General features: G+C 61.2%; 30 protein-coding genes and 1 pseudogene. 11 read left to right on the forward strand and 20 right to left on the reverse strand.

Going from position 1 to position 26479, the window contains the following annotated elements; genetic code table 11:
* Nucleotides 1-27: 27 nt before the first annotated feature.
* Together hmgA and hppD are read right to left on the reverse strand one after the other, a co-directional pair.
* Nucleotides 28-1386, reverse strand: coding sequence for a homogentisate 1,2-dioxygenase (gene hmgA, locus ATY78_RS03770; RefSeq protein ID WP_088681006.1), 1359 nt, complete (start codon nucleotides 1384-1386; stop codon nucleotides 28-30).
* A gap of 68 nt (nucleotides 1387-1454) precedes the next feature.
* On the reverse strand, nucleotides 1455-2564 hold the full coding sequence (hppD, locus tag ATY78_RS03775; protein ID WP_088681007.1) for a 4-hydroxyphenylpyruvate dioxygenase: 1110 nt from the start codon (nucleotides 2562-2564) through the stop codon (nucleotides 1455-1457).
* Nucleotides 2565-2693: 129 nt separating this feature from the next.
* Here hppD and ATY78_RS03780 point away from each other — a divergent pair, with 129 nt between their 5' ends.
* Nucleotides 2694-3194 carry an Lrp/AsnC family transcriptional regulator gene (locus ATY78_RS03780; protein WP_088681008.1) on the forward strand — a complete coding sequence of 167 codons (501 nt, stop codon included), beginning with the start codon at nucleotides 2694-2696 and terminating at the stop codon, nucleotides 3192-3194.
* A 27-nt stretch (nucleotides 3195-3221) separates the two neighbouring features.
* Here ATY78_RS03780 and ATY78_RS03785 read toward each other — a convergent pair whose 3' ends face one another.
* Nucleotides 3222-3683 (reverse strand): Lrp/AsnC family transcriptional regulator, encoded by a 462-nt coding sequence (locus ATY78_RS03785; RefSeq protein WP_003547665.1) that lies wholly within the window; start codon nucleotides 3681-3683, stop codon nucleotides 3222-3224.
* 123 nt (nucleotides 3684-3806) lie between these two features.
* Between ATY78_RS03785 and ATY78_RS03790 the strand changes: the two genes are divergently transcribed.
* Entirely contained in the window at nucleotides 3807-4598 is a 792-nt protein-coding gene (locus ATY78_RS03790; RefSeq protein WP_088681009.1) for a phenylalanine 4-monooxygenase, read from the forward strand.
* A 96-nt stretch (nucleotides 4599-4694) separates the two neighbouring features.
* On the opposite strand, the gene ATY78_RS03795 is transcribed toward ATY78_RS03790, so the two are convergent.
* From ATY78_RS03795 to ATY78_RS03825, 8 genes are all read right to left on the reverse strand, one after another.
* A complete protein-coding gene (locus tag ATY78_RS03795; protein ID WP_088681010.1) occupies nucleotides 4695-5138 on the reverse strand; it encodes a hypothetical protein in 444 nt (147 codons plus the stop codon).
* 9 nt (nucleotides 5139-5147) lie between these two features.
* Nucleotides 5148-5504 carry a hypothetical protein gene (locus ATY78_RS28770; RefSeq protein WP_088681011.1) on the reverse strand — a complete coding sequence of 119 codons (357 nt, stop codon included), beginning with the start codon at nucleotides 5502-5504 and terminating at the stop codon, nucleotides 5148-5150.
* Between the two features lie 49 nt (nucleotides 5505-5553).
* Nucleotides 5554-6120 (reverse strand): hypothetical protein, encoded by a 567-nt coding sequence (locus ATY78_RS03805; RefSeq protein WP_088681012.1) that lies wholly within the window; start codon nucleotides 6118-6120, stop codon nucleotides 5554-5556.
* Nucleotides 6121-6513: 393 nt separating this feature from the next.
* Complete coding sequence (locus ATY78_RS03810; RefSeq protein ID WP_088681013.1) at nucleotides 6514-6828, reverse strand: hypothetical protein; 315 nt, start codon at nucleotides 6826-6828, stop codon at nucleotides 6514-6516.
* Between the two features lie 136 nt (nucleotides 6829-6964).
* On the reverse strand, nucleotides 6965-7558 hold the full coding sequence (locus tag ATY78_RS03815) for a BA14K family protein (RefSeq protein WP_088681014.1): 594 nt from the start codon (nucleotides 7556-7558) through the stop codon (nucleotides 6965-6967).
* Nucleotides 7555-7722 carry a hypothetical protein gene (locus ATY78_RS28430; protein ID WP_190237382.1) on the reverse strand — a complete coding sequence of 56 codons (168 nt, stop codon included), beginning with the start codon at nucleotides 7720-7722 and terminating at the stop codon, nucleotides 7555-7557. The genes ATY78_RS03815 and ATY78_RS28430 overlap by 4 nt, the downstream gene beginning before the upstream one ends.
* Before the next feature lie 52 nt (nucleotides 7723-7774).
* Entirely contained in the window at nucleotides 7775-8572 is a 798-nt protein-coding gene (locus tag ATY78_RS03820; RefSeq protein ID WP_088681015.1) for a DUF1236 domain-containing protein, read from the reverse strand.
* Between the two features lie 110 nt (nucleotides 8573-8682).
* Complete coding sequence (locus ATY78_RS03825) at nucleotides 8683-9081, reverse strand: DUF1236 domain-containing protein (RefSeq protein ID WP_088681016.1); 399 nt, start codon at nucleotides 9079-9081, stop codon at nucleotides 8683-8685.
* Nucleotides 9082-9275: 194 nt separating this feature from the next.
* On the opposite strand from ATY78_RS03825, the gene ATY78_RS03830 reads away from it, so the two are divergent.
* Nucleotides 9276-9545: a hypothetical protein gene (locus tag ATY78_RS03830; protein WP_088681017.1), complete on the forward strand. Its 270-nt coding sequence runs from the start codon at nucleotides 9276-9278 to the stop codon at nucleotides 9543-9545.
* Nucleotides 9546-9563: 18 nt separating this feature from the next.
* Here ATY78_RS03830 and ATY78_RS03835 read toward each other — a convergent pair whose 3' ends face one another.
* The 3 genes from ATY78_RS03835 to ATY78_RS03845 form a co-directional block, all read right to left on the reverse strand.
* The gene (locus ATY78_RS03835; protein WP_088681018.1) at nucleotides 9564-12341 is read right to left on the reverse strand and encodes an EAL domain-containing protein; all 2778 of its coding nucleotides are present in this window, start codon (nucleotides 12339-12341) and stop codon (nucleotides 9564-9566) included.
* On the reverse strand, nucleotides 12338-13309 hold the full coding sequence (locus tag ATY78_RS03840; RefSeq protein ID WP_088681044.1) for a hypothetical protein: 972 nt from the start codon (nucleotides 13307-13309) through the stop codon (nucleotides 12338-12340). The genes ATY78_RS03835 and ATY78_RS03840 overlap by 4 nt, the downstream gene beginning before the upstream one ends.
* A 117-nt stretch (nucleotides 13310-13426) precedes the next feature.
* Complete coding sequence (locus ATY78_RS03845) at nucleotides 13427-14275, reverse strand: methyltransferase domain-containing protein (RefSeq protein WP_088681019.1); 849 nt, start codon at nucleotides 14273-14275, stop codon at nucleotides 13427-13429.
* Between the two features lie 200 nt (nucleotides 14276-14475).
* On the opposite strand from ATY78_RS03845, the gene ATY78_RS28950 reads away from it, so the two are divergent.
* The 3 genes from ATY78_RS28950 to ATY78_RS03855 all read left to right on the forward strand — a co-directional run bounded on the left by ATY78_RS28950 (nucleotide 14476) and on the right by ATY78_RS03855 (nucleotide 16688).
* Nucleotides 14476-14610, forward strand: a complete 135-nt coding sequence (locus tag ATY78_RS28950; RefSeq protein WP_280950429.1) for a hypothetical protein — start codon at nucleotides 14476-14478, stop codon at nucleotides 14608-14610.
* 63 nt (nucleotides 14611-14673) lie between these two features.
* Nucleotides 14674-16062, forward strand: a complete 1389-nt coding sequence (locus ATY78_RS03850) for a sensor histidine kinase (protein WP_088681020.1) — start codon at nucleotides 14674-14676, stop codon at nucleotides 16060-16062.
* 2 nt (nucleotides 16063-16064) lie between these two features.
* The gene (locus tag ATY78_RS03855) at nucleotides 16065-16688 is read left to right on the forward strand and encodes a response regulator transcription factor (protein WP_088681021.1); all 624 of its coding nucleotides are present in this window, start codon (nucleotides 16065-16067) and stop codon (nucleotides 16686-16688) included.
* 85 nt (nucleotides 16689-16773) lie between these two features.
* On the opposite strand, the gene ATY78_RS28440 is transcribed toward ATY78_RS03855, so the two are convergent.
* On the reverse strand, nucleotides 16774-17310 hold the full coding sequence (locus ATY78_RS28440; RefSeq protein WP_088681022.1) for a hypothetical protein: 537 nt from the start codon (nucleotides 17308-17310) through the stop codon (nucleotides 16774-16776).
* A 292-nt stretch (nucleotides 17311-17602) separates the two neighbouring features.
* Between ATY78_RS28440 and ATY78_RS03865 the strand changes: the two genes are divergently transcribed.
* From ATY78_RS03865 to ATY78_RS03885, 5 genes are read left to right on the forward strand one after another with little or no spacing between them, the layout of a single operon-like run.
* The gene (locus tag ATY78_RS03865; RefSeq protein ID WP_088681023.1) at nucleotides 17603-18100 is read left to right on the forward strand and encodes a hypothetical protein; all 498 of its coding nucleotides are present in this window, start codon (nucleotides 17603-17605) and stop codon (nucleotides 18098-18100) included.
* Between the two features lie 8 nt (nucleotides 18101-18108).
* Nucleotides 18109-18510 carry a GFA family protein gene (locus tag ATY78_RS03870; RefSeq protein WP_088681024.1) on the forward strand — a complete coding sequence of 134 codons (402 nt, stop codon included), beginning with the start codon at nucleotides 18109-18111 and terminating at the stop codon, nucleotides 18508-18510.
* 34 nt (nucleotides 18511-18544) lie between these two features.
* Nucleotides 18545-19336: an exodeoxyribonuclease III gene (gene xth, locus ATY78_RS03875; RefSeq protein ID WP_088681025.1), complete on the forward strand. Its 792-nt coding sequence runs from the start codon at nucleotides 18545-18547 to the stop codon at nucleotides 19334-19336.
* Between the two features lie 52 nt (nucleotides 19337-19388).
* A complete protein-coding gene (locus ATY78_RS03880) occupies nucleotides 19389-19619 on the forward strand; it encodes a hypothetical protein (RefSeq protein ID WP_088681026.1) in 231 nt (76 codons plus the stop codon).
* A 5-nt stretch (nucleotides 19620-19624) separates the two neighbouring features.
* On the forward strand, nucleotides 19625-19807 hold the full coding sequence (locus tag ATY78_RS03885) for a hypothetical protein (RefSeq protein ID WP_088681027.1): 183 nt from the start codon (nucleotides 19625-19627) through the stop codon (nucleotides 19805-19807).
* Between the two features lie 10 nt (nucleotides 19808-19817).
* Here the strand turns inward: ATY78_RS03885 and ATY78_RS03890 are convergent, their stop codons facing one another.
* The 5 genes and pseudogenes from ATY78_RS03890 to ATY78_RS28105 form a co-directional block, all read right to left on the reverse strand.
* Nucleotides 19818-21899 carry an FAD-binding protein gene (locus tag ATY78_RS03890; protein WP_088681028.1) on the reverse strand — a complete coding sequence of 694 codons (2082 nt, stop codon included), beginning with the start codon at nucleotides 21897-21899 and terminating at the stop codon, nucleotides 19818-19820.
* A gap of 13 nt (nucleotides 21900-21912) precedes the next feature.
* A complete protein-coding gene (locus ATY78_RS03895; RefSeq protein WP_088681029.1) occupies nucleotides 21913-23082 on the reverse strand; it encodes a Gfo/Idh/MocA family oxidoreductase in 1170 nt (389 codons plus the stop codon).
* A gap of 23 nt (nucleotides 23083-23105) precedes the next feature.
* Nucleotides 23106-24761, reverse strand: coding sequence for a GMC family oxidoreductase N-terminal domain-containing protein (locus tag ATY78_RS03900; RefSeq protein WP_088681030.1), 1656 nt, complete (start codon nucleotides 24759-24761; stop codon nucleotides 23106-23108).
* Nucleotides 24762-24770: 9 nt separating this feature from the next.
* Complete coding sequence (locus ATY78_RS03905; RefSeq protein ID WP_088681031.1) at nucleotides 24771-26330, reverse strand: GMC family oxidoreductase; 1560 nt, start codon at nucleotides 26328-26330, stop codon at nucleotides 24771-24773.
* A 15-nt stretch (nucleotides 26331-26345) separates the two neighbouring features.
* Nucleotides 26346-26479, reverse strand: a pseudogene (locus ATY78_RS28105) (sugar ABC transporter ATP-binding protein); the annotation flags it as partial.

Consider the following 26479-nt stretch of genomic DNA (forward strand, 5'->3'; position numbering starts at 1 on the left):
TCTGATTTCCAATGCGGGAGGATGCCATCACTTGATACCGGGGGTTCCGTCGAACTTGCGCTCCAGGCCCTCCCAGCACTTGAGGTAATCATCCTGCAGCGTTTCAAGCTCGGCTGCGTATTTCGTCAGTTGCTGCGGGTATCGGGTCTCGAACATGAAGGCCATGGTGTTATCGAGCTTCACGGGCTTGAGCTCGGAATTGGATGCCTTTTCGAAGGCAAGTGCATCCGGCCCGTGGGCCAGCATCATGTTGTGCAGGCTCATGCCACCCGGCACGAAGCCCTCTTCCTTGGCGTCATACTGGCCGTGGATCAGGCCCATGAATTCGCTCATGATGTTGCGGTGATACCAGGGCGGACGGAAGGTGTGGTCGGCCACCAGCCAGCGCGGCGGGAAGATCACGAAATCGACATTGGCCGTGCCGGCATCTTCGGTGGGGGCTGTCAGCACCGAGAAAATCGACGGATCGGGATGGTCGAAGCTGATCGCGCCGACGGGAGAGAATGTCCTGAGGTCGTATTTGTAAGGCGCGTAGTTGCCGTGCCAGGCGACCACATCGAGGGGCGAGTGGCCGATCTCGGTAACATAGAACTTTCCGCACCATTTCACATGCACACGGCAGGGCGTTTCCTTGTCCTCGAAAGCGGCGACGGGCGTCTTGAAGTCGCGCGGGTTCGCAAGACAATTGGCGCCGATCGGCCCGCGGTCCGGCAGGGTGAATTTCGCGCCGTAGTTCTCGCAGATATAGCCGCGCCAGACTTTCTGCTCGCCGCTTCTCAGGATCTTGAACATCATGCCGCGGGGGATGAGGCATATCTCAAGCGGCTCGACATCCATGATGCCCATTTCGGTGAACACTCTGATGGCGCCGAGCTGCGGCACGATCAGCAGTTCGCCGTCGGCATTGAAGAAATAGTCGTCGACCATGTCTTCGTTGAAGACGTAGGCATGGGCCGACATGCCGACCTGGGTCGTGACATCGCCCGCCGTCGTCATCGTCCGCACGCCTTGAAGAAAAGTCAGCTTCTCCTCAGGCGCGGGGATGGGATTCCAGCGAAGCTGGCCGAGGGCAAGCGAATGATCGTCCAAGCAGGGCGCGCTTTTCCAGTGGGGATAGGAAGCGTTCGAAAAGCGGCTCGTGTGGCGCACGCTCGGGCGGATGCGATAAAGCCAGGACCTTTCGTTCGTCCCGCGCGGCGCGGTGAAGGGCGAGCCGGAAAGCTGCTCGGCATAAAGGCCATAATTGCATTTCTGCGGGCTGTTCTGGCCCTGCGGCAGGGCGCCCGGAAGCGACTCCGTTTCGAAATCGTTGCCGAAGCCCGGCATGTATTTCAGCTTGTTTGTTATCGCAGCTTCCTCGGAAGCCTGGATCGATGTCTGGTCCATTGCTCAACTCCTCCCCGAAAACTCCTGCCGCCTGCGCGCTCTTCCGGGCGCGCGGGATGTACGAGAGTTTACTCCGCTGCGGTACCGATAACACCACGCTTGATCTGATCGGCTTCGATCGATTCGAACAGCGCGCGGAAATTGCCTTCGCCGAAGCCCTCGTCGCCCTTGCGCTGGATGAATTCGAAGAAGATCGGGCCGATGACGGTTTTCGAGAAGATCTGGAGCAGGATCTTCGTCATGCCGCCGTTCACGACACCTTCGCCATCAATGAGGATACCATGCTTCTTCATCCGATCGATGGGTTCACTATGGCCGTTCACCCGTTCATAGGACATGTCGTAATAGGTCTCCGGAGGACCCGGCATGAAGCGCAGGCCGTTATCGGCAAGCCTGTCGGTGGCGTCGTAGATATCCTCCGTGCCGACGGCGATGTGCTGGATGCCCTCGCCCCGGTACTTCTTCAGATATTCCTCGATCTGGCTCGTGTCGTCCTTCGATTCGTTCAGCGGAATGCGGATCTTGCCGCAGGGCGAAGTGATGGCGCGGCTGACCAGACCGGTGATGCGCCCATCAATATCGAAGAAGTGGATCTGCTTGAAATTGAACAGGTTGCGGTAGAAATCCCACCACTTGTCCATATTGCCGCGGAAGACGTTGTGCGTGAGGTGATCGAGATAATAGAAGCCGATCCCCTCTGGGCGCGGGTTGCGCTCGCCGAGCCAATCGAACTCGGCATCGTAAGCCGCGCCCTTTGCCCCGTAGGTTTCGACGAAATAAAGCAGCGAGCCGCCGATGCCGACGATCGCCGGTACGTCGAGCACCTTGTCATCGCCTTCATAGGGAACCGCGCCTTTCGACACCGCATGATCGAAGGCGTGCCTGGCGTCGACGACGCGCCATGCCATCGATGGGGCGCAGGGACCATGATTGGCGACGAAGCGCGCGCCATGGCTGCCGGCTTCGGCGTTCAGGACATAGTTGATGTCCCCCTGGCGCCAGACGGTGATGTCTTTCGTCTTGTGCCTGGCGACCACGACATAGCCCATGCGTGTGAAGAGCTCGCTGAGTTTCTCTGGCTCGGGATGAGCGAATTCGACGAATTCGAAGCCGTCGGTGCCGGCCGGGTTATCGGCGGTGATTTCTGACGGCGGCGCATCATGCGGGAAAGGGCCCATTTTCTCCTCCTCGAGACTGAACTTTCACTCATGCAAAGTGTGACCCAAAACGCATGCAAAGTTCTTGCATTCTTTCTATACAAGGAAAATATTATGCATGCTTCGTGAGCATTCTGGAGGTTTCGCGCAATGGATGAGCATCTCGACAAATTGGATTTTCGCCTGCTTCAGGAATTACAAAAAGACGGCAGGCTGACGAACAACGAATTGGGCGAGCGGATCGCGCTTTCGCCCTCGCAATGCTCACGCCGGCGCACCAGATTGGAGTCCGAGGGATATATCCGCAGCTACCGGGCTTACCTCGATCGGCAAAAACTGGGTCTGGATATGCTGGTGGTCATTTCCGTGACGCTTGCGACCCACAACAGAGACAATGCCCGCCGATTTTCCCAGCTGATCAATGGGTTGCCGGAGGTTCTCGAAGCCTACGCGCTGACCGGCGAAATGGATTATCATCTGAAGGTCGCGACCCGCGGGCTCGCCGACCTCTCCAAATTCGTCAACGACGTTCTGTTGCCCCACGAATCCGTGCAGCACGTGAAGACGTCGATCGTGCTCGATACGCTGAAGACATTCGAAGGCTTTCCGATACACATGCCGGGCAGCGCGCATGGCGACCACGCGCGATAGGTCCGCAGCCTCCTTTGCCAACAGGCGTCAGAGCGGCAGTTCGGTCGAGAATTTCAGCTCGCGCAGCACGAAGCTCGATACGACGGTGCGCACATGCGGGTTGCGCATGAGGTAGCGGGTCATGAAGGCTTCGTAGCTTTCCACGTCGCTGGCCCGGATCTTCAGCATGTAGTCGAAAGCGCCCGACAAGGCGTAACACTCCATGATTTCCGGGCGCTCCAGCACCACCGACGCGAAAGAGGCGACCGCCTCTTCATGGTGATCCTCCAGCGTCACATGCGCGATCACGCAGAGCTTGAGATCGAGTTTTCCCGGATCGAGCAGCGTCACGCGCTTGCGGATGACGCCGTCGGCTTCCAGCTCCTGGATCTTCCGCCAGGCCGAACTCTGCGACATGCCTGCCTTTTCGGCAAGGTCGGCCAGCGACAGGCTGCCGTCGGCCTGGACGAGTTGCAGAAGCTTGCGGCGAAAGTTCCCAGGTTCTTTCATTTTCCGTGCCATATCTGAGAAGAATTTCCATCATTATGGCAATAGCCAGCACGAAAGAAAAGAAAATCCTCCAAAGTCGGATCATAATGGCAGAAACAGCGCCGTGCCTGGGAGGATCAGCCTATGACCAAGGAAAGCAGCTACACCGCCAAACTGCCCGGCCCGGACGGCCTATACGACTATACGCCCGAAGAAGATGCGATCTGGGGTGAACTCTATGTGCGCCAGATGAAGTTGCTCGCCGATACGGCTTGCCGCGAATATCTCGACGGTGTCAAATTGCTGGGATTGAAGCCGGAGAAGGTGCCTCAGCTTCTCGATGTGAACAGACGCCTGAACGAAACCACCGGCTTCGGCGTCGAAGGCGTGCCGGCGCTCATTCCGCCCTCGCGCTTTTATGAACTTCTGTCGCAAGGCAAATTCCCGCTCGCAACCTTCCTTCGCCGCCGCGAGCATATCGACTACATCGAGGAACCGGACCTGTTCCACGAGGTTTTCGGCCACTGCCCGCTCTTGACCAACCAGAGCTATGCCAATTTCGTCAGGCATTTCGGCGAAGCCGCCGTTCGCCTCGGTAAAGGCTATTCATGGCATCTGTTCCGCATCTTCTGGTTCACCGTCGAATTCGGGCTGATCAATACGCCGCAGGGCCGCCGCTGCTTCGGCGCAGGCATCGTCTCGTCTCCGAGCGAAGCCAAGGCGGCAATGGAAGGCACGGCCTGCGAATTCCGGCCGTTCGATCTCATGAGCGTGCTGAGAACCCCCTACCGGATCGATATCCTTCAGCCGATCTACTATGTCATCGACAGCTTCGCCGATCTCGAAGCGATCGTGGAGCAGGATATCGAGGGCATGATCCTCAAGGCGAAGTCGCTGGGTGATTTCGCCCCGACTTTCGAAGCCAAAGCTTCGTGAACCCTGACGATACGGCGGCGGCGAGAAAAGGCCGGCAACTCAGATATGGATGCCGGCCAGGAAAACGCTGAATGCGAGCGAATGCGCCATTCAGAGCTACTCCTCCGGCAGGATGATCTTCTGACCGGTCGTGCTCTTGACCGGCTTTTCGCCGGGGACGCGGGACATGGTCCGGGTCGTGCTTTGCAGCGTATCCCCGTCCGTACTGGTCTTGGTTCGCGACTTGCTGAACGTTCCCTTGTCCACCGCCTGCGCTTTCGTCTGTGCCTTCAGCTTGTCGCCGCCATCATTGACGTGGGTTTGGCTCTTGGCCTTTCCATCGGTGGTCGCGGCACTTCCGCCGGACCCGATGGAAGAGGTCGTTCCGTCATCCGTCCGGCACGTCCCGGCCGTTCCCACCGAACTCGCCGAGGTGCCGCCTGCCGAGGCCGTTCCGCCCGAGCCGACCGTCCCGGCCGTCTCGCATTCTTGCGCAGACACTGCTGCCGCCGAGGTCAGGAGCGCTATCGACATTGCTCCGATGATGTTCGAGAGTTTCATGGCGATCTCCTATTTCTTCGGTTTCATCACGGAACAGGTTCCGTCTGAACGCTTGGTTATCACGGTGCCGTCAGGCCGGGTGACGCTTGCCGTCGAGAAACTGTCGACGCTTCCCGAGCCTGCCGAAGCGCCTGCCGAGGATGTCGATGAGGAGCCGGAACTCGTCGTTCCCCCGCCTGTTGTCGTCGATGACGATACATGACCGTTGCCGGCCGTGACCGTCGTGGACATACCGCCATTTGCGGAAACGTCTCCCTCGATGACGGTGCAGGTGGTGCCATCATCGAGTTTTATGTCTTCGGACATGGCCTGCCCCGCGGCCAATAGGGCTGCGGCGGTCCATGCGGCTTTAGAAAGGCTGGTCATTGTTATCTCCTGGGTTGGCCGACGCCTGTCGAGGCGCCGGCCGGAGCGGTCAGCAGGACTTATTGTCTGCGCCGTCCTTCTTGAGCTGGCCGGGGGCACAGCCCTTCTTGCCCTTGTTGTCATGAGACGACCCGGCCGAACTTGCGCCGGTGCCGACCGTGCTGCCCGTCTTGTCGCCATCGGCCGACGAGGCGCCGGTCCCGACGCTGGAGGCCGAATTGGCATCACCGGAGCCGGCAGCCGAACCGCCCGTGCCAACCGAACTGCTGGAGGTGCCTCCGCCAGCCGACGAGCCGCCCGTTCCAAGCGTCGAAGCCGAGCCGGAACCCGAGCCCGCGGCGGAGCCGCCGGTGCCGACACTGCTGCTGGAGGTCCCGCCGCCTGCCGAAGATCCGCCTGTGCCGACCGTCGAAGAAGAGCCGGACGGGCAATTGCTGGAACCTGCCGGGCAGTCGCCACCGGCGGAGCTGCCACCAGTACCGATCGTGCTGCTCGCAGTTCCGCCGCCCGCCGTCGAACCGCCAGCGCCGACGGTGCTGGACGACTGCGCGAATCCGGACACCGCCGTACCCGCCAGCAGTGCTGCCGCAAGTGCTACATGAGTTACCTTCATCATCGTGTATTCCTCCGTTTGTCATGGGTGCCGTCGCATCTGTTTCCGGATGGGATAGCTCTTTGGCAAACGACGGTTTTTGCTCACTGTTCCTGCCATAGGCACTCAGTCGGGGGAGCCCCGGACTTTGGTCGAATGGGGGTCTCATGTATCTGGGAAGCACGCATTCCCAGCGGCTGCTGGGAGCTGGAAAACTCCTCTCCGCCGGCCGTCTCGTCAGGTTATGATGCGGAATGTGCCTTGGCTGCGATGAGGGACAATGCCACCTCGTTCGGCGCGAAAGAGAATTCACGGGAACTGCCGCGATCAAGCCCGCAATCTGCAGGTGGAAGGCGAAAGCTCACTTTCGTCGCCTGTCTCACCGGTTCAGGATGTGCGAGGTCGCGGCATTTCCTCTCAATGAACGGTCTTCGATGCCTTCCTCGTTTGCGAAATACCTTGCAGCGTCGCCATGAGCTTTTCGAACTCGTTCAGGACACGGTTGAACTCGGCGTCCTGCATGTTGGCGATGTCGGATATTGTCGAGGAAACGGATGCGATGAGCCTGTCGATCCAGACGCAGCGGTCGGCCGGCACATTTCCGAGAGCCTCGTTCCGAAGCGTTTTCAGCTCGTGAAGGATGCGCGCGATCAGGGCTCCCCGCTCCGCCCTGCTGAGAAGCCGCAGCCTTGTTTGGGCCTGCTGGATTTCCGTTAGCAGCGTCGTGGCCATCCCCGATCTCCCAACCTGAAAATGTAAATGCCAAATCCCTAATGCAACCGGTATCACAACCGGAACGTTCGCGACATGGACCTAAGTCTGACGGTTCGGATTGGTTCGTTATAGTACCTGTCGCAACCACAAATGATCAATTTTTGCTGGCGACAATCTCAGGAACAGCAGCCGGGGCCTGACAGCCGCGACGCGGCCCGTTCCATGGCTGATAGGTGTTGTCTTCCGCTCGATACGACCTGTAGCGGGCGGCGCACCAGGCTGCCGCCTGCGGGTTTACACTCACACCCGCGCGTTCATCGGCCGCGACGACAGTCTGCGGGAACGGGGACGAACATTCCCGGATCTCGCCACTATAGGATCGGTAGCTGTTGGTCTCGGCATCGAAGGAACGGTAGCGTTCCGCACACCAGGCGAGGTGCTGGACCGAATGCTGCGGCTGCGATGTCTGAGGTTCGGTTGGAAGGCCAGCGGAATTCGGCCTCGCTCTCGACACTCTGATGGGCGGGGCCTCCGTGACATAGCTGGAATATTGGGGCGCAATACGTTCGTAGCGCTGTTGCCGAGGATCGACCTTCATCGGCCTCGTCGTCCACAGATCAGGCGAAGCCAGATCCCGGAATCCTTGGGGTTTGGAATCCGCCACGACATGGGACGCGACGGATGCGACCGCTATGCAGGCTCCGACCGAGCTCGCGATGCCGAAGGCGACGGATGCGATGGCTCTCATTTCCCCGGATCCTGCTGCTGAACCTGCGGGACCCACACCCGGCCGGTCGTACTGCTATGATCGCTGCCCGTGGCGACAAGCGCGGCGAGAATGGCGGCGATCGCCAGCAGGATGGCAATGAGCGGCAGGGCCAGACCGCCGGATTTCTCTTTGGAATAGATCATGTTCCTTCTCCCCCGGTCCCGGCGACGAAGTTCGCCGCCAGGATGCTGGCGCTTATGCCGAGATGATGTAGACGATCGTGAATGCAGAGGGATCGACGATGACGATCCGGCCGTCCGCAAGGATGAAGAAGCGGTAGGCCTTGTATTGCGGGACGATCTCCACGATCCGCGGCGGCAGCGGCTCGAGCCTGATCTTCTTGGGAATGGTGGTGCCGACCGAAACGGTGAAGTCCACCTCCCTAACCGGCTCGACTTGGACTTCTTTCACCACCTGACGGATTTCCGTCTGCTGCTCGACCGAAATGTTCACATTGGTCGTATTGTTCGTTTCGGTCTTTGTATTGCTTTGGGTCTCGGTCGAGCCGCTGGAGGACTTGGCATCGCCGGACTTCTGGGTCTCGCCGGAACCGGTCGACGTGCCTGTGTCCTGGCTGCCGGCAGGCTTCTGCGTGTCCGTCGAGGACTGTCCCGAGGGGGTCTTCGAGCTGTCCGAATTTCCGCCTGGGGTATCGGTGCCCGCGCCACCGGAACCGGTTTCAGTGGAGGTTCCGGACTGCGTCTTGGCATCGGGCTGGGTTCCCGTCTGACCCGAGGAGCCATCCGTCGAGGTTCCGCCAGAAGTGGAAGGCTGCTGCTTGCTCTCGCCGCTCGATGCGCCTGCGTCACTCGAGCCGGAGGCACCACTGCCCGCATCCGGCTGCTGGGCCGCATCGCCGCTGGGCTGGCCGCTTTGGGCGGCACCTTTTTTGGGAAGGATCGGTGCGTCCTGCGCCGAGGCGGACATGATGCCGATCGGCGAAGCGCCGATCGAGAGTGCCGTCATCATGACGGCGAGTGTCTTGATCTTCATAACAATCTCTCTGTTTTTGGCCGCACGACGGCGTGCCGTCGCGGCGGTTCTCAGGCTCTAGCTGATGCTTCCGGAGGGAAGACGCGGCAGGGCCGCGTCTGGGGATCAGGTCACTTGATGACCTGGATGACCTTGCGTGACGACGGTTCGACGATGATACGTTCATCATTGACCACCGCATAAGCATAAGTCGGGTCGTCCGGAATAGGCGTTACGACAACCGTTTCCGGCAGGGGCTGGCCGACGACGATCTTCTCTTTCACGACAACGCGCGCGGACGGCGCGGGAGCCTCGCGGACGTAGGTGACGACCTTTTCGGGCGGCGGATCGATCGCCGTACCGACGACTGCGCCAGCAACACCGCCGACGGCAGCGCCAACAGGACCACCGACGATCGCGCCGGTGACCGCACCGCCGGCTGCACCATTGACGGTCGAGGACTGGGCGAAGGCGATGCCCGACATGAGGGTCGCGGCCGTTGCCGCACCGACGATAAGTTTGGAGAGCATTTTTTCCTCCTTTGTTTCAACGCGGCCTTCATGACCGCTGCTGACCGAACGACCTGCGTGCCGGGTCGTTCCCAAACCCGGACCTCAGTCTGATGGTGCCCGGCCCTTGGTCCTAAATCCCATTTCAATGTCCGCAGCCGACGCTAATTGCCGATCCAAAGGCCTGCGGTCGCGGGCAGTAGGAGACTGAAGGAATGGCAAGATCCAGCCGCCGGGAGGCCGGACGCAGACGCCTGGCGATGCGCCTGCCGCAGATGCGGAAACTGATCATGGAAGCTCGCGACCCGTGGCAGCTCGAGCTCTTCGAAGCATACCAGGCAGCGGTCGCAGCGCGTGACTCCATTCGCGGACGATCGTCGCATGCGAACCTGGTGCGGGAGTATGACGAGACCTGCCATGAGATCGAGCAGCACCTCATCCGCGCGATGAGCGAACCTTCTTACGCGCAGATTTCAAAGGGATAAGCCGCCTCCGAGCCGTCATCACCCGGCGGATAAAAGCTTTTGGGCATTCCATTTGGACAGCATCGAAACAGGTTCGTCGGGTCTCCCAAAGAGATAACCCTGCCCCATCCCGCAGCCGAGCCGACGCAGTGTCTCGGCCTCCGGCTCGTGTTCGACGCCTTCGGCGACAACCTGCAGATTCAGCCCGTGCGCCAGGGAAATGATCGCCCGCACGATCTCGAAGGCGCCAGTATTGCCGCTCATCCGCCTTACGAAGGACCGGTCGATCTTGAGCTTGTCGAGAGGGAGATCGGCAAGATAACTCATCGAGGAGTAACCGGTCCCGAAGTCGTCCAAGGCAATGACGATCCCTGTCTCACGAAGCGCGCGCATTTTGGCGACCGACGATCCGCCCTGGTCGACGAAGGCGGATTCCGTCAGCTCGATGCACAATCGCGAAGAAGGAAGCCCACTGGAGGACAGTGCCGCCTTCACATCGGCCTCCACGTCGGACCGCTCGAACTGAACCGCCGAGACATTGACCGCGACGCTGAGCTCGTCAGGCCAGCCGGCCGCTTCGGTGCAGGCTTCGATCAGCGTCCAGCGGCCGATCTCGCAGATCAAGCCGGAGGATTCGGCGATCGGGATGAATTCGGCCGGAGATATCAGCCCGAATTCCGGATGGTTCCATCGGATCAAAGCCTCCGCGCCGACGAGGCGTCCGCCCGCAAGTTCGACCTGCGGCTGGAACAGCAGGAAGAACTGCCGGTTCCGGAGAGCGTCACGCATGTCCCGTTCCAGCCGGCGCGACCGGGCCTGGCGAACGGCAGTGGAAGGATCGAAAGAGGACCATCGCCGGCCGGGCGTCGCCTTCGCAGCATCCAACGCCGACTGAGCCGCACTCGGAAGTGCGCCTGGGGCTGAATCCCCCGAGCGGGCTATTCCGAGATGGACCGAGATAGGCACAGCAGCGCCGCGGATCAGGACCGGTTCCTCGAACAGGCCCAAAAGAGCATCCGCAAAGTCTTCGATCGGGCGTTCGCCCGTCACGGAAACGGCAATACCGAAATGGTCGCCGTCCAACCGTGCCAGCAGATCGCCGGCGAACGCATTGCCCAATCTGGCCGCCACGGCCTCCAAAAGTTCATCCCCGGCGTCGCGGCCGAGCGTGGCGCACAGCGACGAGAAGCGCTCGATATCCAGCACGGAGACGAGGACGTCCCCCTTAAGACCGGCTAGCCGGGAGGCGAATTCCCGGCGATTGAGCAGTCCCGTGAGTTCGTCCAGCTCGGACAGTCTCTGCAACCGCTCTTCATATTCACGTCGCGCGGTGATGTCCCTTATGATCAGCCAACCGGCAAACTGCGACCGCCCCGCAGTCCGGCGCGCAGTCGGCTGTTCGAGCGGCGAGACCGTAACCGACGCTTCATAGTGAGCAGGCTGCGAACCTGCATTGCTGGAGAAATCGACCCGGGCCGCGTGCACCTTGCCCGGTTCGGCATCGTGTTCCGAAACCAGCCTGCGCACGATATCGGTGATGGCGGCATCGGCATCACCGATAAGTGACATTCCGACATCGGCCCGCAGCAGCGCCTTCGCGGATTGGCTCGCCTCGACGATTCTCAGATCGCTGTCGAATGCGACGACGCCGTCCGAGCTGTCGGCAATGATCCGCCTCATGAGACGCCTGGTGTTCCGGGCCTCGGTATTTGCCATGGCGAGAAGTACCCGGCCGAGGTCGACGCGCTCGTTCACGGCCAGCATCCAGGCGAGCATCAGCATCGACCACGGAACGGCTGTTCCGACAAGGAGACCATAGCGCCACTGTAGCTGGAACGCGCCGACTTCGCCGATGACGGCAATGGCCAGTCCGGCCGCCACCACGGTGATCATTCCGGCCGAACGGCTGCGGATCACGCCGATGATGAGCAAGGCCGCAAATAAAAGTTCCAGCGGCGCCTGATCGGGCGCCCTGAGGAAGCGCCTCTGGAGCAAGGTCTCGGCGGCAAGCGCGTGAATGAGCGGACCGGCAATCGCTCCGTAGACGGGGACGGCGAAAATATCCTTCAACTCGGCCGCGGATGCTCCGATCACGACCGAGCGGTCTTTGATTGCCTCGGCCGGGACAGTCCCATCAAGCAGGTCGGATAAGGAGAACGTCGGAACGGTGTCGGGCCTGATCGAGTAATCGACCGGCAAGGAACCGGAAGCGCCCTCAACCCTGCCGAGGGCTGAAGCAGCGGACTGGGTGGGAGTTCCATCGAACTGGCTTCCCAAGCCGACACGACGAATGAACCCGTCCGGGTCCATGTCGACATTGGCGAACACAGGCCAGGCATTCCGAAGGAATTGCGGGATCGGCCTTGTCACCGCCACCTCGGAGGATGATGCCGTCTCCTGCTGCCGGAACACCGGCAAAAGAACACCTCCCCCGGCTCTCTCCAGCGCCGCCGCCAGAAGGTCGTCCTCCTGCTTGGTCGAGAACGCACTGAAATCGACGTCGAGGAAGATATCCCTGGCGCCCGATGCCACCAGCTTGTCGAGCAGTGTCGCATAGGTGCTACGGGGCCAGGGCCATGTCCCGACGGTATCGAGAGAACGCTTGTCGATTGCAACGAAGACGATATCGCCGGTGGCCTTGCGAGGAGCCCACTCGAATCGTTTGGCAAAAAGGCTGTTGTTGAATCCCTGGATGATGCCGATATCCGCACCCGCCAGGGGCAGCGCCAGCATCACGGCGATAAGCAGGATGCGAACCGCGATGGTGCTCACGCTACCGGAGAGATAATCCCCGACCGCCCTCGCCCTTCGTCTCACTTGTCCTTGCCTTTGCCGTGTCCGCCGGAATTGCCGTTGCCGTTACCGCCGCTATTGTTGTCGCCCTTCCCGCTATTGCCGTTTCCGCCGGAATTGCCGTGATCATTGCCGTTCCCGCCGCCGGAATTGCCATTGCCGTGTCTACCGCCGGAATTACCGTTACCGTGTCCACCGCCGGAATTGCCGTTACCATTGCCGCCGCTATTGCCGTTTCCGCTACCGCTTCCATTGCCATTGCCCTTACCGTTCGCGCTCTTGTCCGCGTCACCGGCTTTGGAAGCGGTATCCTTTCCCACAGCCGAGGACTTGTTCTTGGCCGCCTCGGACGCATCGACTGCGCCGGCAAGTTTCGTGGTACCGATCGCCGGAACCCTGGCGACCGACGGTGCAACCGACGTGATGTCGGGCTTGGATAGCTGGCCCTTCACCGTCATGCCGGCCTTGCTGTCGACGGTCGCGCTCTGACGCGGCCCAACATTCGACAGCTGGCCGCTTGCGAAGGAAGCGACCTGGACCAGGCCGCGATCCACGGAAACCGATGCCTTCGTCTTGCCCACAGTCACGTGGAAGATCGTTCCTTTCACGACAGCCGCGAGATAGGGCGTCTGCACGGTCGTATGAGGCTGGCTTCGCTTCTCGATTTCGAGATCCAGCGCGCCGACCTGCTGGACGATCTGCGTCTGCGGCGAAAGGAATCCGCCGTAACCGGTAATGGAGGCAAGCGTATTCGGCTGGAACGTGATGCTCTCGACGCCCCTGGCAAGCTGCACGCGCCCGCGCGGACCTGTCGAAACCCATGCCCGATTGGGGAGCACGTCGCCAGTGCGCAGATCCAGCCAGTTCGTTCTGTCGACAGTATATTTCGCTTGATCTGTCGCCTTGACGACCCGCCAGTCTTCGGCAGTCGCGAATGCGGTTGTCGTCAGTAAAATCAATGCTGTAATCAAAAATCGATAAATTATAGACATGAAGGCTCGCCCCGAAATTTCGAGCAAGTGAAGCACCTCCAAATTAAGAATGGTTATAAGAAAGGGCGCGGATTGTAAGATTCGCCTGACGGATGCCGCAACGTGGTAAAGGGGGAGTTACGGAGCGCGGCCGCCGACGATGAAGGCGCTCATGCCGCCGCAGGGACGGACCCCATGGCGCGATTCCACCTGCTCGGCGACCTCGTCGACGATCTCGCCGATGCGTCCCGGAGCTCGGTTTTCGATCTCTCCCCTGAGCGGAGAGCCCTGACAAAAAGCAGCAGCGACGTCGTGCGCGGCCGCGATCGAGGTCAACTCGACCCGATCGCAGGAAACGGCGTCAAATCCCGCTGAAGATACCTGAGCCTTGATCGCATGGGGGTCGAAGTAGGAATATGGCAGCCTTCTCAAGAAATCCGGCGGGTCTGATGCAAAGATGTTCGTCAGAGACTCGTCAACGGATCTCGCGAAGTCGTTGGCCGAGAGCGAATCCCATGTCGTGAACAGGAAATGAGTTCCGCTCCGCAACACTCTTGCAGCCTCGCCATAGGCCTTCGATTTATCCGGAAAGAACATCACCCCGAACTGACAGACGACGAGATCGAACATCGCGGGCGCGAACGGAAGATCTTGGGCATCCGCGTGCATCCAGTGCGTTCGCGACATCGTCAGCGTCGGCGCGCCGACGTCGATCATCGCCTGGCTGAGGTCGGTAGCCACGATCTCCGCTGCCGGATCGAGTTTTGCCCGCAACGCGCGCGTCAAGGCGCCGGTCCCGGCGGCGAGTTCGAGAACGCTGGTCGGCTTCAACCGCTCGGCGACCGTCGCCACCTCCGATGCATAGGGCTCGAAGAGTATCGGCACGAGAAGGCTCTCGTAAAAATCGGCAACGCCTTCTCCGAACGGCGCGGAGGAAGCGGTTGATGCGGCCTGGGAGCCGCCTTCGACATCTAAGGCAATCGTCACGTCCGCGCACTCCGAACCTGGTTCATCCGCTTTGAAATATGGCCGAATCTCCCGATGTCCACGGGGTCGGACCTTGGTCCCACCCTCTCCGACCGAGGTCCCGAAGGTGGAACGCCACGGGATCGGCGTCGTTTCGAAGGATGCGAAGGAGATTGAACATGACCCAAAGCAACAGATCCAAAGCCGATGAAGCATGGACCGTGTCCGTCATTGCCCTCCTTATCGTTCTCGCCGGCCTTCTCTATGTCTTCGGCGCGGCAATGTCGGGCGACACCACCCAATTGACGGAAAGCGTCCGAGGCGCGGAAGTCTTCGATACCCGGAACGTACCCTGATCTTATCTGGAAAAACTCTAAAGACGCGATAGGTTAAGCGGGACGTTTCTCGCCGGTATCAAAATGAATTGGCTTCGCCGTTGGAATGCCCGCTCCCTTGCCTCCCAGTTCTTCATCACGGGTGGACTCATCTCGATCGCCGCCATGTTGCTGGTGGGCATTTTCGTGACCCACCTCATCGAGGAGGCCGTCATCCACAATTCCGGCGCTGCGACGGCGCTCTACGTGGATAGCGTGGTCGCGCCGCTGCTTCCCGACATGCAGAAGGAATCGCTGCTGGACGAAGTCAGCGCTCAGGCGCTGGACGAGACCCTTGGCCAGGGCGCGCTCGGCAGGCGCCTGGTTTCGTTCAAACTTTGGAGAAGTGACGGCACCATCCTCTATTCGAACGAAAAGGAGCTGATGGGCAAGAAGTTTCCGGTCAACGACAAGCTCCAGAGGGCTTTTGCGGGGTCTCTCGTCGCACGCTACGAGATCGCCGACGATCCGGAAAGCGGCAAGGAGCGCGCGCTCGGCAAGCCGCTGATGGAAATCTACAACCCTGTGCTCCAGCCATGGTCGGGGCAGGCCGTCGCCGTCCTCGAATTCTACGAAACGGCGGAAGGGCTCGGGGACAGCCTGGCGCACGCCAGGTTACGGAGCTGGGGCGCCGTCGCCGCACTCACGGCAATCTTTTTCCTGGTTCTCTCCGTTCTGGTGTTTCGCAGCAGCCGCACGATAGAGGCGCAACGCAAGGATCTGAGGGAACGCGTCCGTGAACTGTCCGCGCTGCTGACGGAAAACCGCGGACTTCAACGGCGGCTGCAACGCGCTTCCCAGCGGGCGGCGGCGCTGAACGAAACCTATCTGCGCGGCATCGGCGCCGACCTGCACGACGGTCCGGCCCAGCATATCGCCTACGCCTCGCTGCGCCTGGACAGCGACTTGCTGGTCAATGCCTCCACGCAGCCGGAGGTCCGGGAAAAGGAGCTTGCATGGATCCGCTCGAGCCTTGCCGAGGCCATGACGGAGATCCGCAATATCTGCAGCGGCCTCGTGCTGCCGCAGATCGAGAAATCCTCGATCACCGAAATCGTCACCCGGGTCGTCGAAGCGCATCAGCACAAGACCGAAACCCGCGTCGAGACTGTTGTCGATGAGGATGGACCTGAACTTGCTACTGCCGTGAAGATCTGTATCTATCGATTCATCCAGGAAGCCCTGAACAATGCCTATCGTCATGGCGGCGGCATTGAACAGGCTGTGAAGGCGGTCTCGCACAATGGTCATGTTCGTGTCGAGGTCAGCGACCGGGGCGATGGTTTCGACCCGACAGAGGTGAGACCGACGAGCCTCGGCCTGGTAGGACTGCGGGAACGGATCGACAGTCTGGGAGGCTCCTTTGACGTCAAGACAGGCGAAGGAGGGACAACCGTGACCATGATCTTCGAGCCTATGGAAGTGGGAGATTAGAGATGGCAGCAATCACCATAGGCGTCGTGGACGACCACCCGCTTTTCCGTGAGGGCGTCACGCGCAGCTTGTCGGAAATCAGCGACTTCGTCGTCGTGGGTGAAGGCGCCAGCAGCGACGACGCGGCCATGATCGCCTCGGACAATCGTCCCGACGTCATGCTTCTCGATGTCTCGATGCCCGGCGGCGGACTATCTGCGATCGGCCACGTCCTGACGCGCAGTCCCTCGACGAAAGTTCTCATGCTGACGGTATCGGAGGAGGTGGACACGCTGCTCGGCGCTCTGCAACGCGGCGCGATGGGTTATGTCCTCAAAGGCGTCGGCTCCCGTGGTCTCGCCGAGGCGATTCAAACCATCATGGGCGGTGCGCGATATATTTCGCCGACAATGTCTGCAAAGGCCATGGAGAATTCTTTACAAGGCGGAACCTCCGATAAAAATGGCCTGACGCCGCGCGAACGCGAGGTGATGGATCTCGTCGCGCAAGGCTTGTCGAACAAGCATATCGGCTTGCGTCTCAACCTGCAGGAAAAGACCGTGAAACACCATATGACACAGATTCTGAGCAAGCTCGGCGCAACGAACCGGACCGAGGCGGCTCTGCAGTGGCGCGAACGAAGCTAAACCAGATGCATTTGCGCCTCGGACCGGCGAATGCTCTATCTCTTTGCTTTCATGCAATCCGGCTGCACTATTTGCCGGAATTTCCTTAACGGAGGAAGCGGCTCAGCCGGCGGGCATCATTGGCCGTCGCCTGCCGGCTTATGATCGTCCTGCCTTTCGAGTCCTTCATGGTGTAGCGGCCGCGCTCGAGGGTTTCCGTGATGCCGTTCGCATGACGGACGTCGATCGAGCCGTTGGAATCCGCGGTCGCTCTCGCACCCGAAGATGCTGACGATCCGGTCGAAGAGGAAGAAGATCCAGAGCTTCCGCCGCTGCCGCTCCCGGAATTGCCGCTTCCGCTCCCTCCGCCATTGCCGCCACTGTTGCCGTTGCCTCCCCCGTTGCCGTTGCCTCCCCCGTTGCCGTTGCCTCCGCCATTGCCGTTGCCGCCGCCGTTCCCGCCGCTATTGCCGTTGCCCCCGCCATTGCCGTTCCCGTTATTACCGTCTTTTGCCGCGGCGAATTTCATTGCCAGACCAGGAAGGGGACCGTCGAAATTCAATGTCGCTGGAGATGCGGCAGCCACGAGGACGACGGCAGCGCCGCCGCTCAATCTCAGAAAATCTCGTTTCGAGATACGCATGTTACTAGCCTCGTTCGCCCGTTCTTCAGCCTTCATATGACTCATGACATTTTCGCTGTTTCACGAATCGAAAGCAACCGGACCTAGGTGCCAGACACAGCAGGACTTTAGTCCGGCTTCCTGATTGCCAATTCCCTTAGCCGGCAAAATGAGCCGATGTGATCCGCTGGACAGTCTGACGGGATCGCCCGCCCTCGACGCAACTGTCGTTGTGTGAGGCGAGAACGCATTCTTCCGGAACTTCTTTCCTCGTCGTGGCTTTCATTGTCGACGTACAATGGAGGAATCCCTGATGGTAAACCCCAACGAATCCCCGGCAGTCCAATCCATGCGTAGGGAACAGGCAGAACAGCGCAGGCAACCCCGGAAAGGCGAGCTCGACAAGGCAATCGAGGACACCTTCCCGGCGTCCGACCCCGTGTCGGCCACTCACACCTCCATCCCTGCCGGCCGCACCGACACAGAGGCGGTCGACCGGATGAGGCGGCAGCCCGACATCACCCAACTCGACGAGGAATTTCCGCTCGTGGACCAGGCCCTGCGCTCCACCGGCGAGACCGATGGCTCCTCCGATGGTTTCCAAGCCGATCATCGGGAAATGCGCGCGCTTCGGAAAGAAGCCGGACGGATAGCCGAATCGGCATCAGAGCTGGCTTCCGGGACGGCCCGCGTGGCAAAGGCGGAAGCGCGTAGCTTCGTGCGCGATATCGAAGACCATATCCGCGAGCAGCCGCTGACGGCGGTCGCAATCGTCGCCGGCATCGCCTTCGTCTTCGGCGCGACACGTTGAGGCCGGCCGTGCCGACGCAATGGAGCGGCGGCTGTCTGTGCGGAGCCTGCCGGTATGAATTCGCAGGCCATCCGCCGCACTCGGGATATTGCCACTGCGACATATGCAAGAAGGCGACCGGAGGTCCCTTCGCGGTGCTCGTGCAAACCAGGATCGCCGATCTTGTCTGGACGCGCGGCACACCGGCTTCGTATCGATCGTCGCCGATCGCAACACGCGGCTTCTGCAGCGACTGCGGAACGCCGCTCTATCTGCAATATGACGGCGATGAGCTGGTGCGCGTGACGGCCGGCTCCCTTGATACCCCGGAGAGAATCCGGCCGGCCGGACACTACGGCGTGGAAAGCCGCCTCAATTGGGCCGATTGCGGGCGCGGGCTTCCGGAGGAAGAAACTCAGGAGCGTTTCTAGGACGCCAGGCAACGCTCCGAGTTGCGGGGGTCTCATGAAAATCGCCACATACAACGTCAATGGGATCAACGGCCGCCTGAACATCCTGCTGCGTTGGCTCAAGGAGGATGCGCCCGATGTGGTCTGCCTGCAGGAACTGAAGGCAGATGATGCCACATTCCCGCGAAAAGAGATCGAACGAGCCGGCTACGGCGCCATCTGGCACGGACAGAGATCGTGGAACGGGGTCGCCATCCTCGCCAAGGGCAAGACGCCGATCCCGACACGGCGCGGGCTTCCCGGCGATCCCAACGATACCCACAGCCGCTACATCGAAGCCGTCATCGACGGCATGCTGATCGGATGCCTATATCTTCCGAACGGCAACCCGTTCCCAAGCGTAAAATTCGACTACAAGCTCCGCTGGTTCCGTCGGCTCCACGATTATGCCGCCGAGCTTCTCGAACTCGGTGTGCCTGCGATCCTGGCTGGCGACTTCAATGTCATGCCGACCGAGATCGACGTCTACAAGCCGGAACGCTGGCTGGACGACGCGCTTTTCAGGCCGGAAGTCCGCAAGGCCTATGCCCATCTCGTCGCTCAAGGCTGGACCGACGCCGTCAGGCATCTGCATCCGGACGAGCGCATCTACACATTCTGGAAATACTGGCGAAACAGCTTCGAGCGTGACGCCGGCCTTCGGATCGACCACTTCCTGCTCAGTCCGGCAGTCGCGCCTTGGCTTCGATCGGCGAGCGTCCGTAGGAAACCGCGAGGCTGGGAGCATACGAGCGATCACGCGCCGGTCATGATCGAACTCGACCTTCCCGAAGCTGGAGCCGCATGAGCCGGGGAACCCGCAATGGCGGCTGGAGTTACGCATGGAAGGAGATTGTCCCATGCCAACCAATTCCATTCCCGATTCTGCAAAGATCCCGCCGAAGTCACTGAACAAGGACACCCAGGACGACGAGCTGCCGGAAACCAATATCGACGACCAGCGCAAGCCTCCGGTCAACATGGGCAGCGGCCGTGAAGCGGGCGACCGTCCCGCCGGTGCCAACCCTGAAACAGGTCGCGCCGATCCGAAAGATCGTATCCCCGCCCCGCAATCCTCCAATCGGAAATGACGGCGATGAGCGAAGGCAAAAACTACCTAAACACTGACGAAATCCAGGCCGACGACCAACTGTCGCCGAAGCCGATCGAGGGAAAATATCCACCGAGGCATGTGCGCAAAAGCGAAGAAGCCGTCGCCGAAGGTTCCGACGATACCGAACGCGTCCGGGTTCCGCCGGCGGTTCCGAATCCCGATTGATCAGCAGCCCTCATTCATCCGCGAGATCATAGATGCGGCCTGTCAGCCAGGCAGGCCAGTCCCGCTCGAAGAAGGATCTGGCGCTTTCATCGAAGGTGCGGTTCGGGCGCGTTGAGAGCACGATCTCATTCCCATCGAGCCGAACGACGATCTGCTCTTCCCGATGCGCCGGCCGTTCCTTCCGGAAGCGATACTGCTGCAGGGGACCCGAGCGCACAAGCGGAAGGGATTCGCCTTGCGTATCGCATATTGCCCGGGCCCCGCGGCTGCCGCCTCCATTGCGGATGAAGAAGTCAAGCGCGGTGAGCACGGCTTCCGATGCCAGCGCCATATGCCGCCATTGCACGCCGCGAACAGCTTCCGCTCCGCGGCCGTAGGCGATGCCTTGGTCACGAATGTCGGCATTCAGCTTGCGTGCTTCGCTCAAGGCGCCGCTGACGCTCTCCTGATCGCAGATGATGCCGGCCTTTTCGCTCATGCGCGCCTGCACATCCGCACGGATCGATTTGACGGAGAGCGGGCTCTCGGTGCGCAGAGCCCCCAGAAGGTCGACGATGCCTGCCTCCGCGGTCGTGGTGATATCGTCTGCTGCAGCCCGCTTCGCTCTACCGCTCGCGCTGATATGCTCGGCCACCCGGGTGCCGAAGACCTGCCCCGCATTCAGCGCCGCTCCGCCCGGCCGGGTCACGCCATGCGTGCCGGCCGCCTCCCCGACCGCGTAACAGCCCCTGAGATTACTGCGGCCCCAGACATCGACCATGAGGCCGCCGTTCATGTGCTGGTTGTTGACCGCGAATTCCAGCGGCTCGGCGGCAATGTCGATTTTGTAGCGGCGGTAGAGCTCGATTGCGAGCGGGTTCATGTGTTTCAACCGGTCGATCGGCATGTCTTGATCGGCGCCGGCCTTGCCGAGATAGAGGCGGACGTCTTCATCCAGCCTCTCCAGGCCGAATGGCAGGTCGCCCGGCACCGGCAGCGGATTCCGGTTGAAATCCATGAAGACGCGCCGCCCTGCCGCCGTTTCGCGATAGATGGCGAGGTCGACCAGGCTCGAACCGAAATCGAGCATGCGCGTTGCGTGAAACGGCCATTGATAGCCCTTGCGGAAAACGTTCGACGCCAATTCCTGGGTGCTGCGGTAATATTCACCCAGGAAGTGATGTTCGACACCTTGCATATCGACCGAGTAGATATGCGGGATCGCCTGGACGTAGGTGCCCGACAGGTTCCATGGAAACCCTTCCCTGCGCGTTCCGATACCGAACTGGCTTTCGGTCAGGTTGACGAGCTCGATGCCCGCCTCCAGGGCAAGCCCGAGCGAGCCGAAGCAGCCGTTGGGATAGACGCTGTCACGATAAAGCTCACCCGGCCCGCCGGCGGCAAGCACGATCACATCACTGACGAATAGCGCGATGCCCAGCGGGTTCTCCTGCGTACGGTCGCCGGCGCGCATCATGAGTATGCCGACGACATGCCGGTCGGTTCCATCGCCCTCGGTGAGAATCTTGACCGCGGTGGTCTGGTTGTAGAACGGCACCCCGAGCCGGATCGCTTCCTCCGCCAGCACCTTGACCATCAGGCGCGAGGTGCGCGGGCCGCAGCTTGTGGCACGGCCGACCTCGTCATGGTCGGTCTGATATCTCAGCGTTCCGCCGAGAGGGTCCTGAGGCAGCGGCAGGCCCAAAAATTGCAGCGACGCCATCATCCGCGACGAGCCCACAGCCTCGACATAGGCCGTATCCTCGTCCATGGCGCCGCCGCTGCGGATGGCGCGGGCCATCGCCTTGTAATTATCGCCCTGATCGGCCGTATTCGCAGTGTGAAGGGTCTGCTTGTCCGATCCCGAACAGGCCGAGGTTCCGCCCCATGCGCTCTGGCTGATGACGACGACGTCATCGCCGCGCCGCTTCATTTCCACCGCCGCGCGCAGGCCCGCCGCACCGGAGCCGGCGACGACGCAGCCGGCCCGGTAGACCGGCACATCGATGCCAGCGAGCCGGGCCGCTCCGGAAGCAGGAGCCTCCGGCGGAAGCCGCGGCATGTCGACATCGGTCAATGCATCAAGGATTTCCTGCGGAACGTCTATGGTCATCGGCTCGTCACAATCAATTGAGCGGGATATCGACCCAGCGCTTCAGGCGGGAAGATTCCATGCATGCGTCGACGATCTGGCAGATATGATGGCCCGTATCGAATGTCGGCCACATCGGTTTCATTGCGACGATCGATCGGATGACCTCGGCCACCTCGATGATCTTGCTCTCGTTGTAGCCTATGCCGAAGTTCGGCAGCGGAAGGAAAGCCCTGAAAGTCGGGTTCTCCGGACCCACGTCGATCTCGCGAAAGCCCCGGCGTCCCGTGCTGTCGTCGTTGGAGTAGAAACGCAGCCGGTTTATCTCGTCATAGGTATAGGCGATGCTGCCTTTCGTTCCATAGACTTCATAGGTCTGCATGAACTTGCGGCCTGTCGCGACGCGGCTGAAATCGACGATGCCGCCGGCGCCGTTTTCGAACCGGCAGAGCAGGTTCGTCGCGTCGGGATTGGTGATATCGGCCCAGGCCTCGTTGCCTGACAGTTTCACCTGCTCGCCATAGGCAAGGCCCTCGATGACCGGGCGGCGCGGCGTCACGATCAGATTGTCGGCGATCAGGGAACTGACGCGGCCGACCAGGAAATCCATGAAGCTGAAGATGTGCGAGCCGGTATCGCCGACGATCCCGGTCGGCGCGAGCTTTCCATCGGCGCGCCACATGAAGGGCGCCATGGGATCACCGTACATGTCGACGTGCTGACAGCCGCGGAACAGTTTGATCTCACCTATTTCACCGGATTGAATGATGTCCTTGGCCAGATCATGGACGGGATTTCGGGGAAAGGCGTGTCCGACGCGCGTGATGACACCCTTCTCTCTGGCGATGTCGGCCAGTTCCCGCGCTTCCCCAGCGGTATTTGCCAGGGGCTTTTCGCAGTAGACATGCTTGCCCGCCAGCAGGGCCGCCTTGGCCACGGGATAGTGAAGATGGTCCGGCAGGCAGATGTCGATCAGGTCGACATCGGGATCGGCGACCGCCAGTTTCCAATCCTGGAGTATTCGGGCGCCCGGCGCCCTGTTGGCAAGGTCATCGGCGACCTTCGGATTGCCGTCGACAAGGGACACGATCCGCGCCGTTCCATCGGAAACGCCGAAGAAATGCGGAAAGGTCTGGTAGGCCATGGTGTGGACCTTTCCCATCCAGCCCGAGGCGCCAAGCACCGCAACTCTCACTTCTGACATCGTCGTACTCCTCTCGACAGGGCTTAGCGGATTTCAGCGCGGGCGCGGGGCCTGGCATCATTGCGTTCGTAGGCGAAGATGGCTGGGGCCAGCGGAGGCAGGCCCCGAATGAGACCCGATCCCTTTTCGCCGACCATGATCGTCGGGGCATTCGTGTTGCATGAGGGCACACGCGGCATAACCGAGGAATCGCAGACCCTGAGGCCTTCCAGGCCGTGGACCTTGAGATCGAGCCCGACAACGGCGTCGGGGCCGCTCCCCATCTTGCAGGTGCCCACCGGATGATGGTCGGTCTTGGCGTTGGCGCAGCCATAGTCGAAAAGCTGCTCGTCGGTCATGACCTTTGGTCCGGGAAGCCTTTCGGCCATGACGTAGGGCTTCAGCGCTGCCTGCTGCATAATCTCGCGCGCAATCTTGAGACCCTCCAGGGACATCGTCCTGTCGTGGGGATCGGACCAGTAGTTGGGATCGATCAGGGGAGCGGCACTCGGATCGGACGACGACAGACGCACCGTTCCCCGCGAGCGCGGATGGAGATAGGCGGAATTCAACGTCACACCGGCATTCTTGAGCCGCTCGACGCCTGCTTCGATGCCGGAGCCGAGACCGAGGTGGAACTGGATATCGGGAGAACGCGCATCGGGATCGGCGTACCAGAAGCCACCGGTCTCGAAGAGTGACGAGGCCACCGGGCCAGTGCGGAACAGGACATATTGTATTCCGGCCCAAAGCGTGCGGTGGAGTTTTGCGACGCCGTCATACGTGTGGTCGCCGGTGCATTCGGCGATGACGAAAAGATCGAGGTGATCCTGAAGGTTGCCGCCGACGCCCGGAAGATCATGGAGCACCTTGACGCCCACCGACTTGAGGTGATCGGCCGGTCCTATGCCGGACTGCAGAAGAAGCTTCGGCGACCCGATCGCGCCCGAGGAAACCAAGACCTCACGTTCGGCGCACACGATCTCCGATCCCCGCGAGGTCGCGATCTCGACGCCGATTGCCCGATTCCCCTCCAGCAGGATGCGCGCGACGCGCACGCCAGTCCGGACCGTCAGGTTCTTCCGGTCCCTGATCGGCGAGAGATAGGCGAGCGAAGCCGATGATCGGCGGCGGTTGCGCTGTGTCAGCTGATAAAAGCCCACGCCTGCCTGCTGCCGGCCATTGAAGTCGTGATTATACGGGATGCCGAGCTCCTGCCCCGCGCGGATATAAGCGTCGCAGATCGGCAGCGGCGCGGCCGGCATCGAGACGCCGAGCGGACCGCCATAGGCGTGATAGTCGTCGGCGAAGCGCTGGTTATCCTCGGCACGCTTGAAATAGGGAAGGATCGAGCGGTAGTCCCAGCCCTCGCAGCCGTCTTCATCAGCCCAGCGATCGTAATCGGCCGCGTTTCCGCGTGTATAGAGCTGCGCGTTGATCGATGAGCCGCCACCGATGACCTTCGCCTGGGTATAGCGAAGTACCCTGCCCTTCATGTGCTTCTGCGGAACGGTTTCCCACCCCCAGCTGGCAACGCCCTTGGTCATCTTGGCAAAGCCGGCCGGCATGTGAAAAAGCGGATTCCAGTCGCCTCCACCTGCTTCGAGCAAGAGAACGCGGACGTCGGGATCTTCGCTCAAACGGTTTGCAAGCACGCATCCTGCAGGTCCGGCGCCCGTGATGATGTAGTCGAAATCCATTTTACTGTCCTATTGCCTGCGCTCTCGCGACCGAAAGCCGCCGGCGCTCAATGTTGGATCTGCTGATGCCTGCAAGTCCTTCGATGCAATGTGATCCGCAACCCTCAGCGCCTGGCTTGCGATGGTGAGCGCAGGATTGACCGCGGCCGACGTCGGCAGGAAACCGGCATCGACGACGAAGAGGTTTTCGTGGTCGTAGGAACGGCAGTAGGTGTCCAGCGGCGCCGTCGCCGGGTCGTTTCCGATGCGGATCGTTCCGCACTGATGGGAAGGCGTGCGCTTGTCGAAGGGCCTCGACAGCACGATCGGAAATCCGATCGATTTCAGGATCGCCTTCAATTTTGCGACGAGCGCAAGATGGGCGTCCCAGTTGGTTCGCTGCCATTGGAGAATGATCCGGTCTCCATCCACCATGACCCGGCTTTCCGGATTGGGCACATCCTCGCTCATCGCATAGAAGTCGATGGCATGGCTGGTGATGAAGTGCAGAAGCCATTCTGGCGCTTGCGGCAGAGACCCTTTGAGGACCTTTTCGGAAATGCGGCCCAGAAGCTGCACGTTACCGAGCGGCGGCCCTCCCTCCCCGTCCGAGAGATAGAAGTCGTTGAAGGCAAAAGTCTTCTGGTAGACCGCGGTATTCCTGAACCGCGGCGAGACCGCGATGACCGCGGACGCGTTGTGGTTCATGAAGTTGCGGCCCACCTGGTCGGAAGAGTTCGCCAAACCTCTGGGGAAGCGGTCGTTTTTCGAGCGCAGCAGAAGTACGGAGGACTGAACCGCGCCGGCTGAGAGGATCACGATCTCAGGCGAGACGGTCACCGCCTGCCCGTTCTTGAGATAGGTGACGCGGTCGATCCGGCTCCCCGCTCCCGTCTCGAGCTTCATAACACGAGCATTGGTTTCCAGCCGCACGTTCTCGTGCTTCAGCGCCGACGCGAGAGCTGCGGTCTCCGCATCCATCTTGCCGTCGCGGGAATTCGGATGCGCATCCCATGGTGTTTGGGCCTTGGCGAGCCAAGCGTCGAGATCCAGGCCGAGCGGCAGGGAAGACGGATGTAGGCCTTTCTTCCTGAGGCGCGCCCTGACATCGGCGATTGGCGCCTCATCGGGGACTGGCGGATAGTCGTAGGCAGTCGAATGGTACGGTTCCGTGGGATCTTCACCGAGACTGCCGCGCACCTGATAGAGATGTTCTGCCTTCGAGTACCACGGCTCCAGAACCTCGTAGGGGAACGGCCAGGCCGGCGACACACCCTCCCGGTGTTCGATGACGCCGAAATCCTCCCTGCGGTAACGCGACAGGACGGCGCCGTAGAATTTCGAGTTCCCGCCGACATTGTAGTAGTTGCCGGGGTTGAAGCCTTTGCCATCCGCTTCGTACCATGTCTCCTGCGGCCGGAAGTGGCCCCGCTGGAAGATGGCCCGCTGATCGCGATTGACGGGAAGGTCGGCGATGTGATCGCCAGCTTCGAGGATCAATATCCGGGCGCCGGTCGAAGCAAGGCCGGCGGCGATCGTGGAGCCGCCGACGCCGGAGCCGATGATAACAATGTCGGGTGAACCGCTCATTCTAGCACCTGGACATCACACGATCCGCGCCTGCGTTTCGGGATCGAAGAAGACGGCCTTGTCGAGATTGAAGGCGAGGCGTGTGTTTTGGCCGGGTGCGATGCCGGCATCGGCGCGCAGACGGGCGACGACCTCCTTGCCGCCGAGCT

This window comes from Rhizobium sp. R635 (genome assembly GCF_002211285.1).
Taxonomy (GTDB): Bacteria; Pseudomonadota; Alphaproteobacteria; order Rhizobiales; family Rhizobiaceae; genus Rhizobium.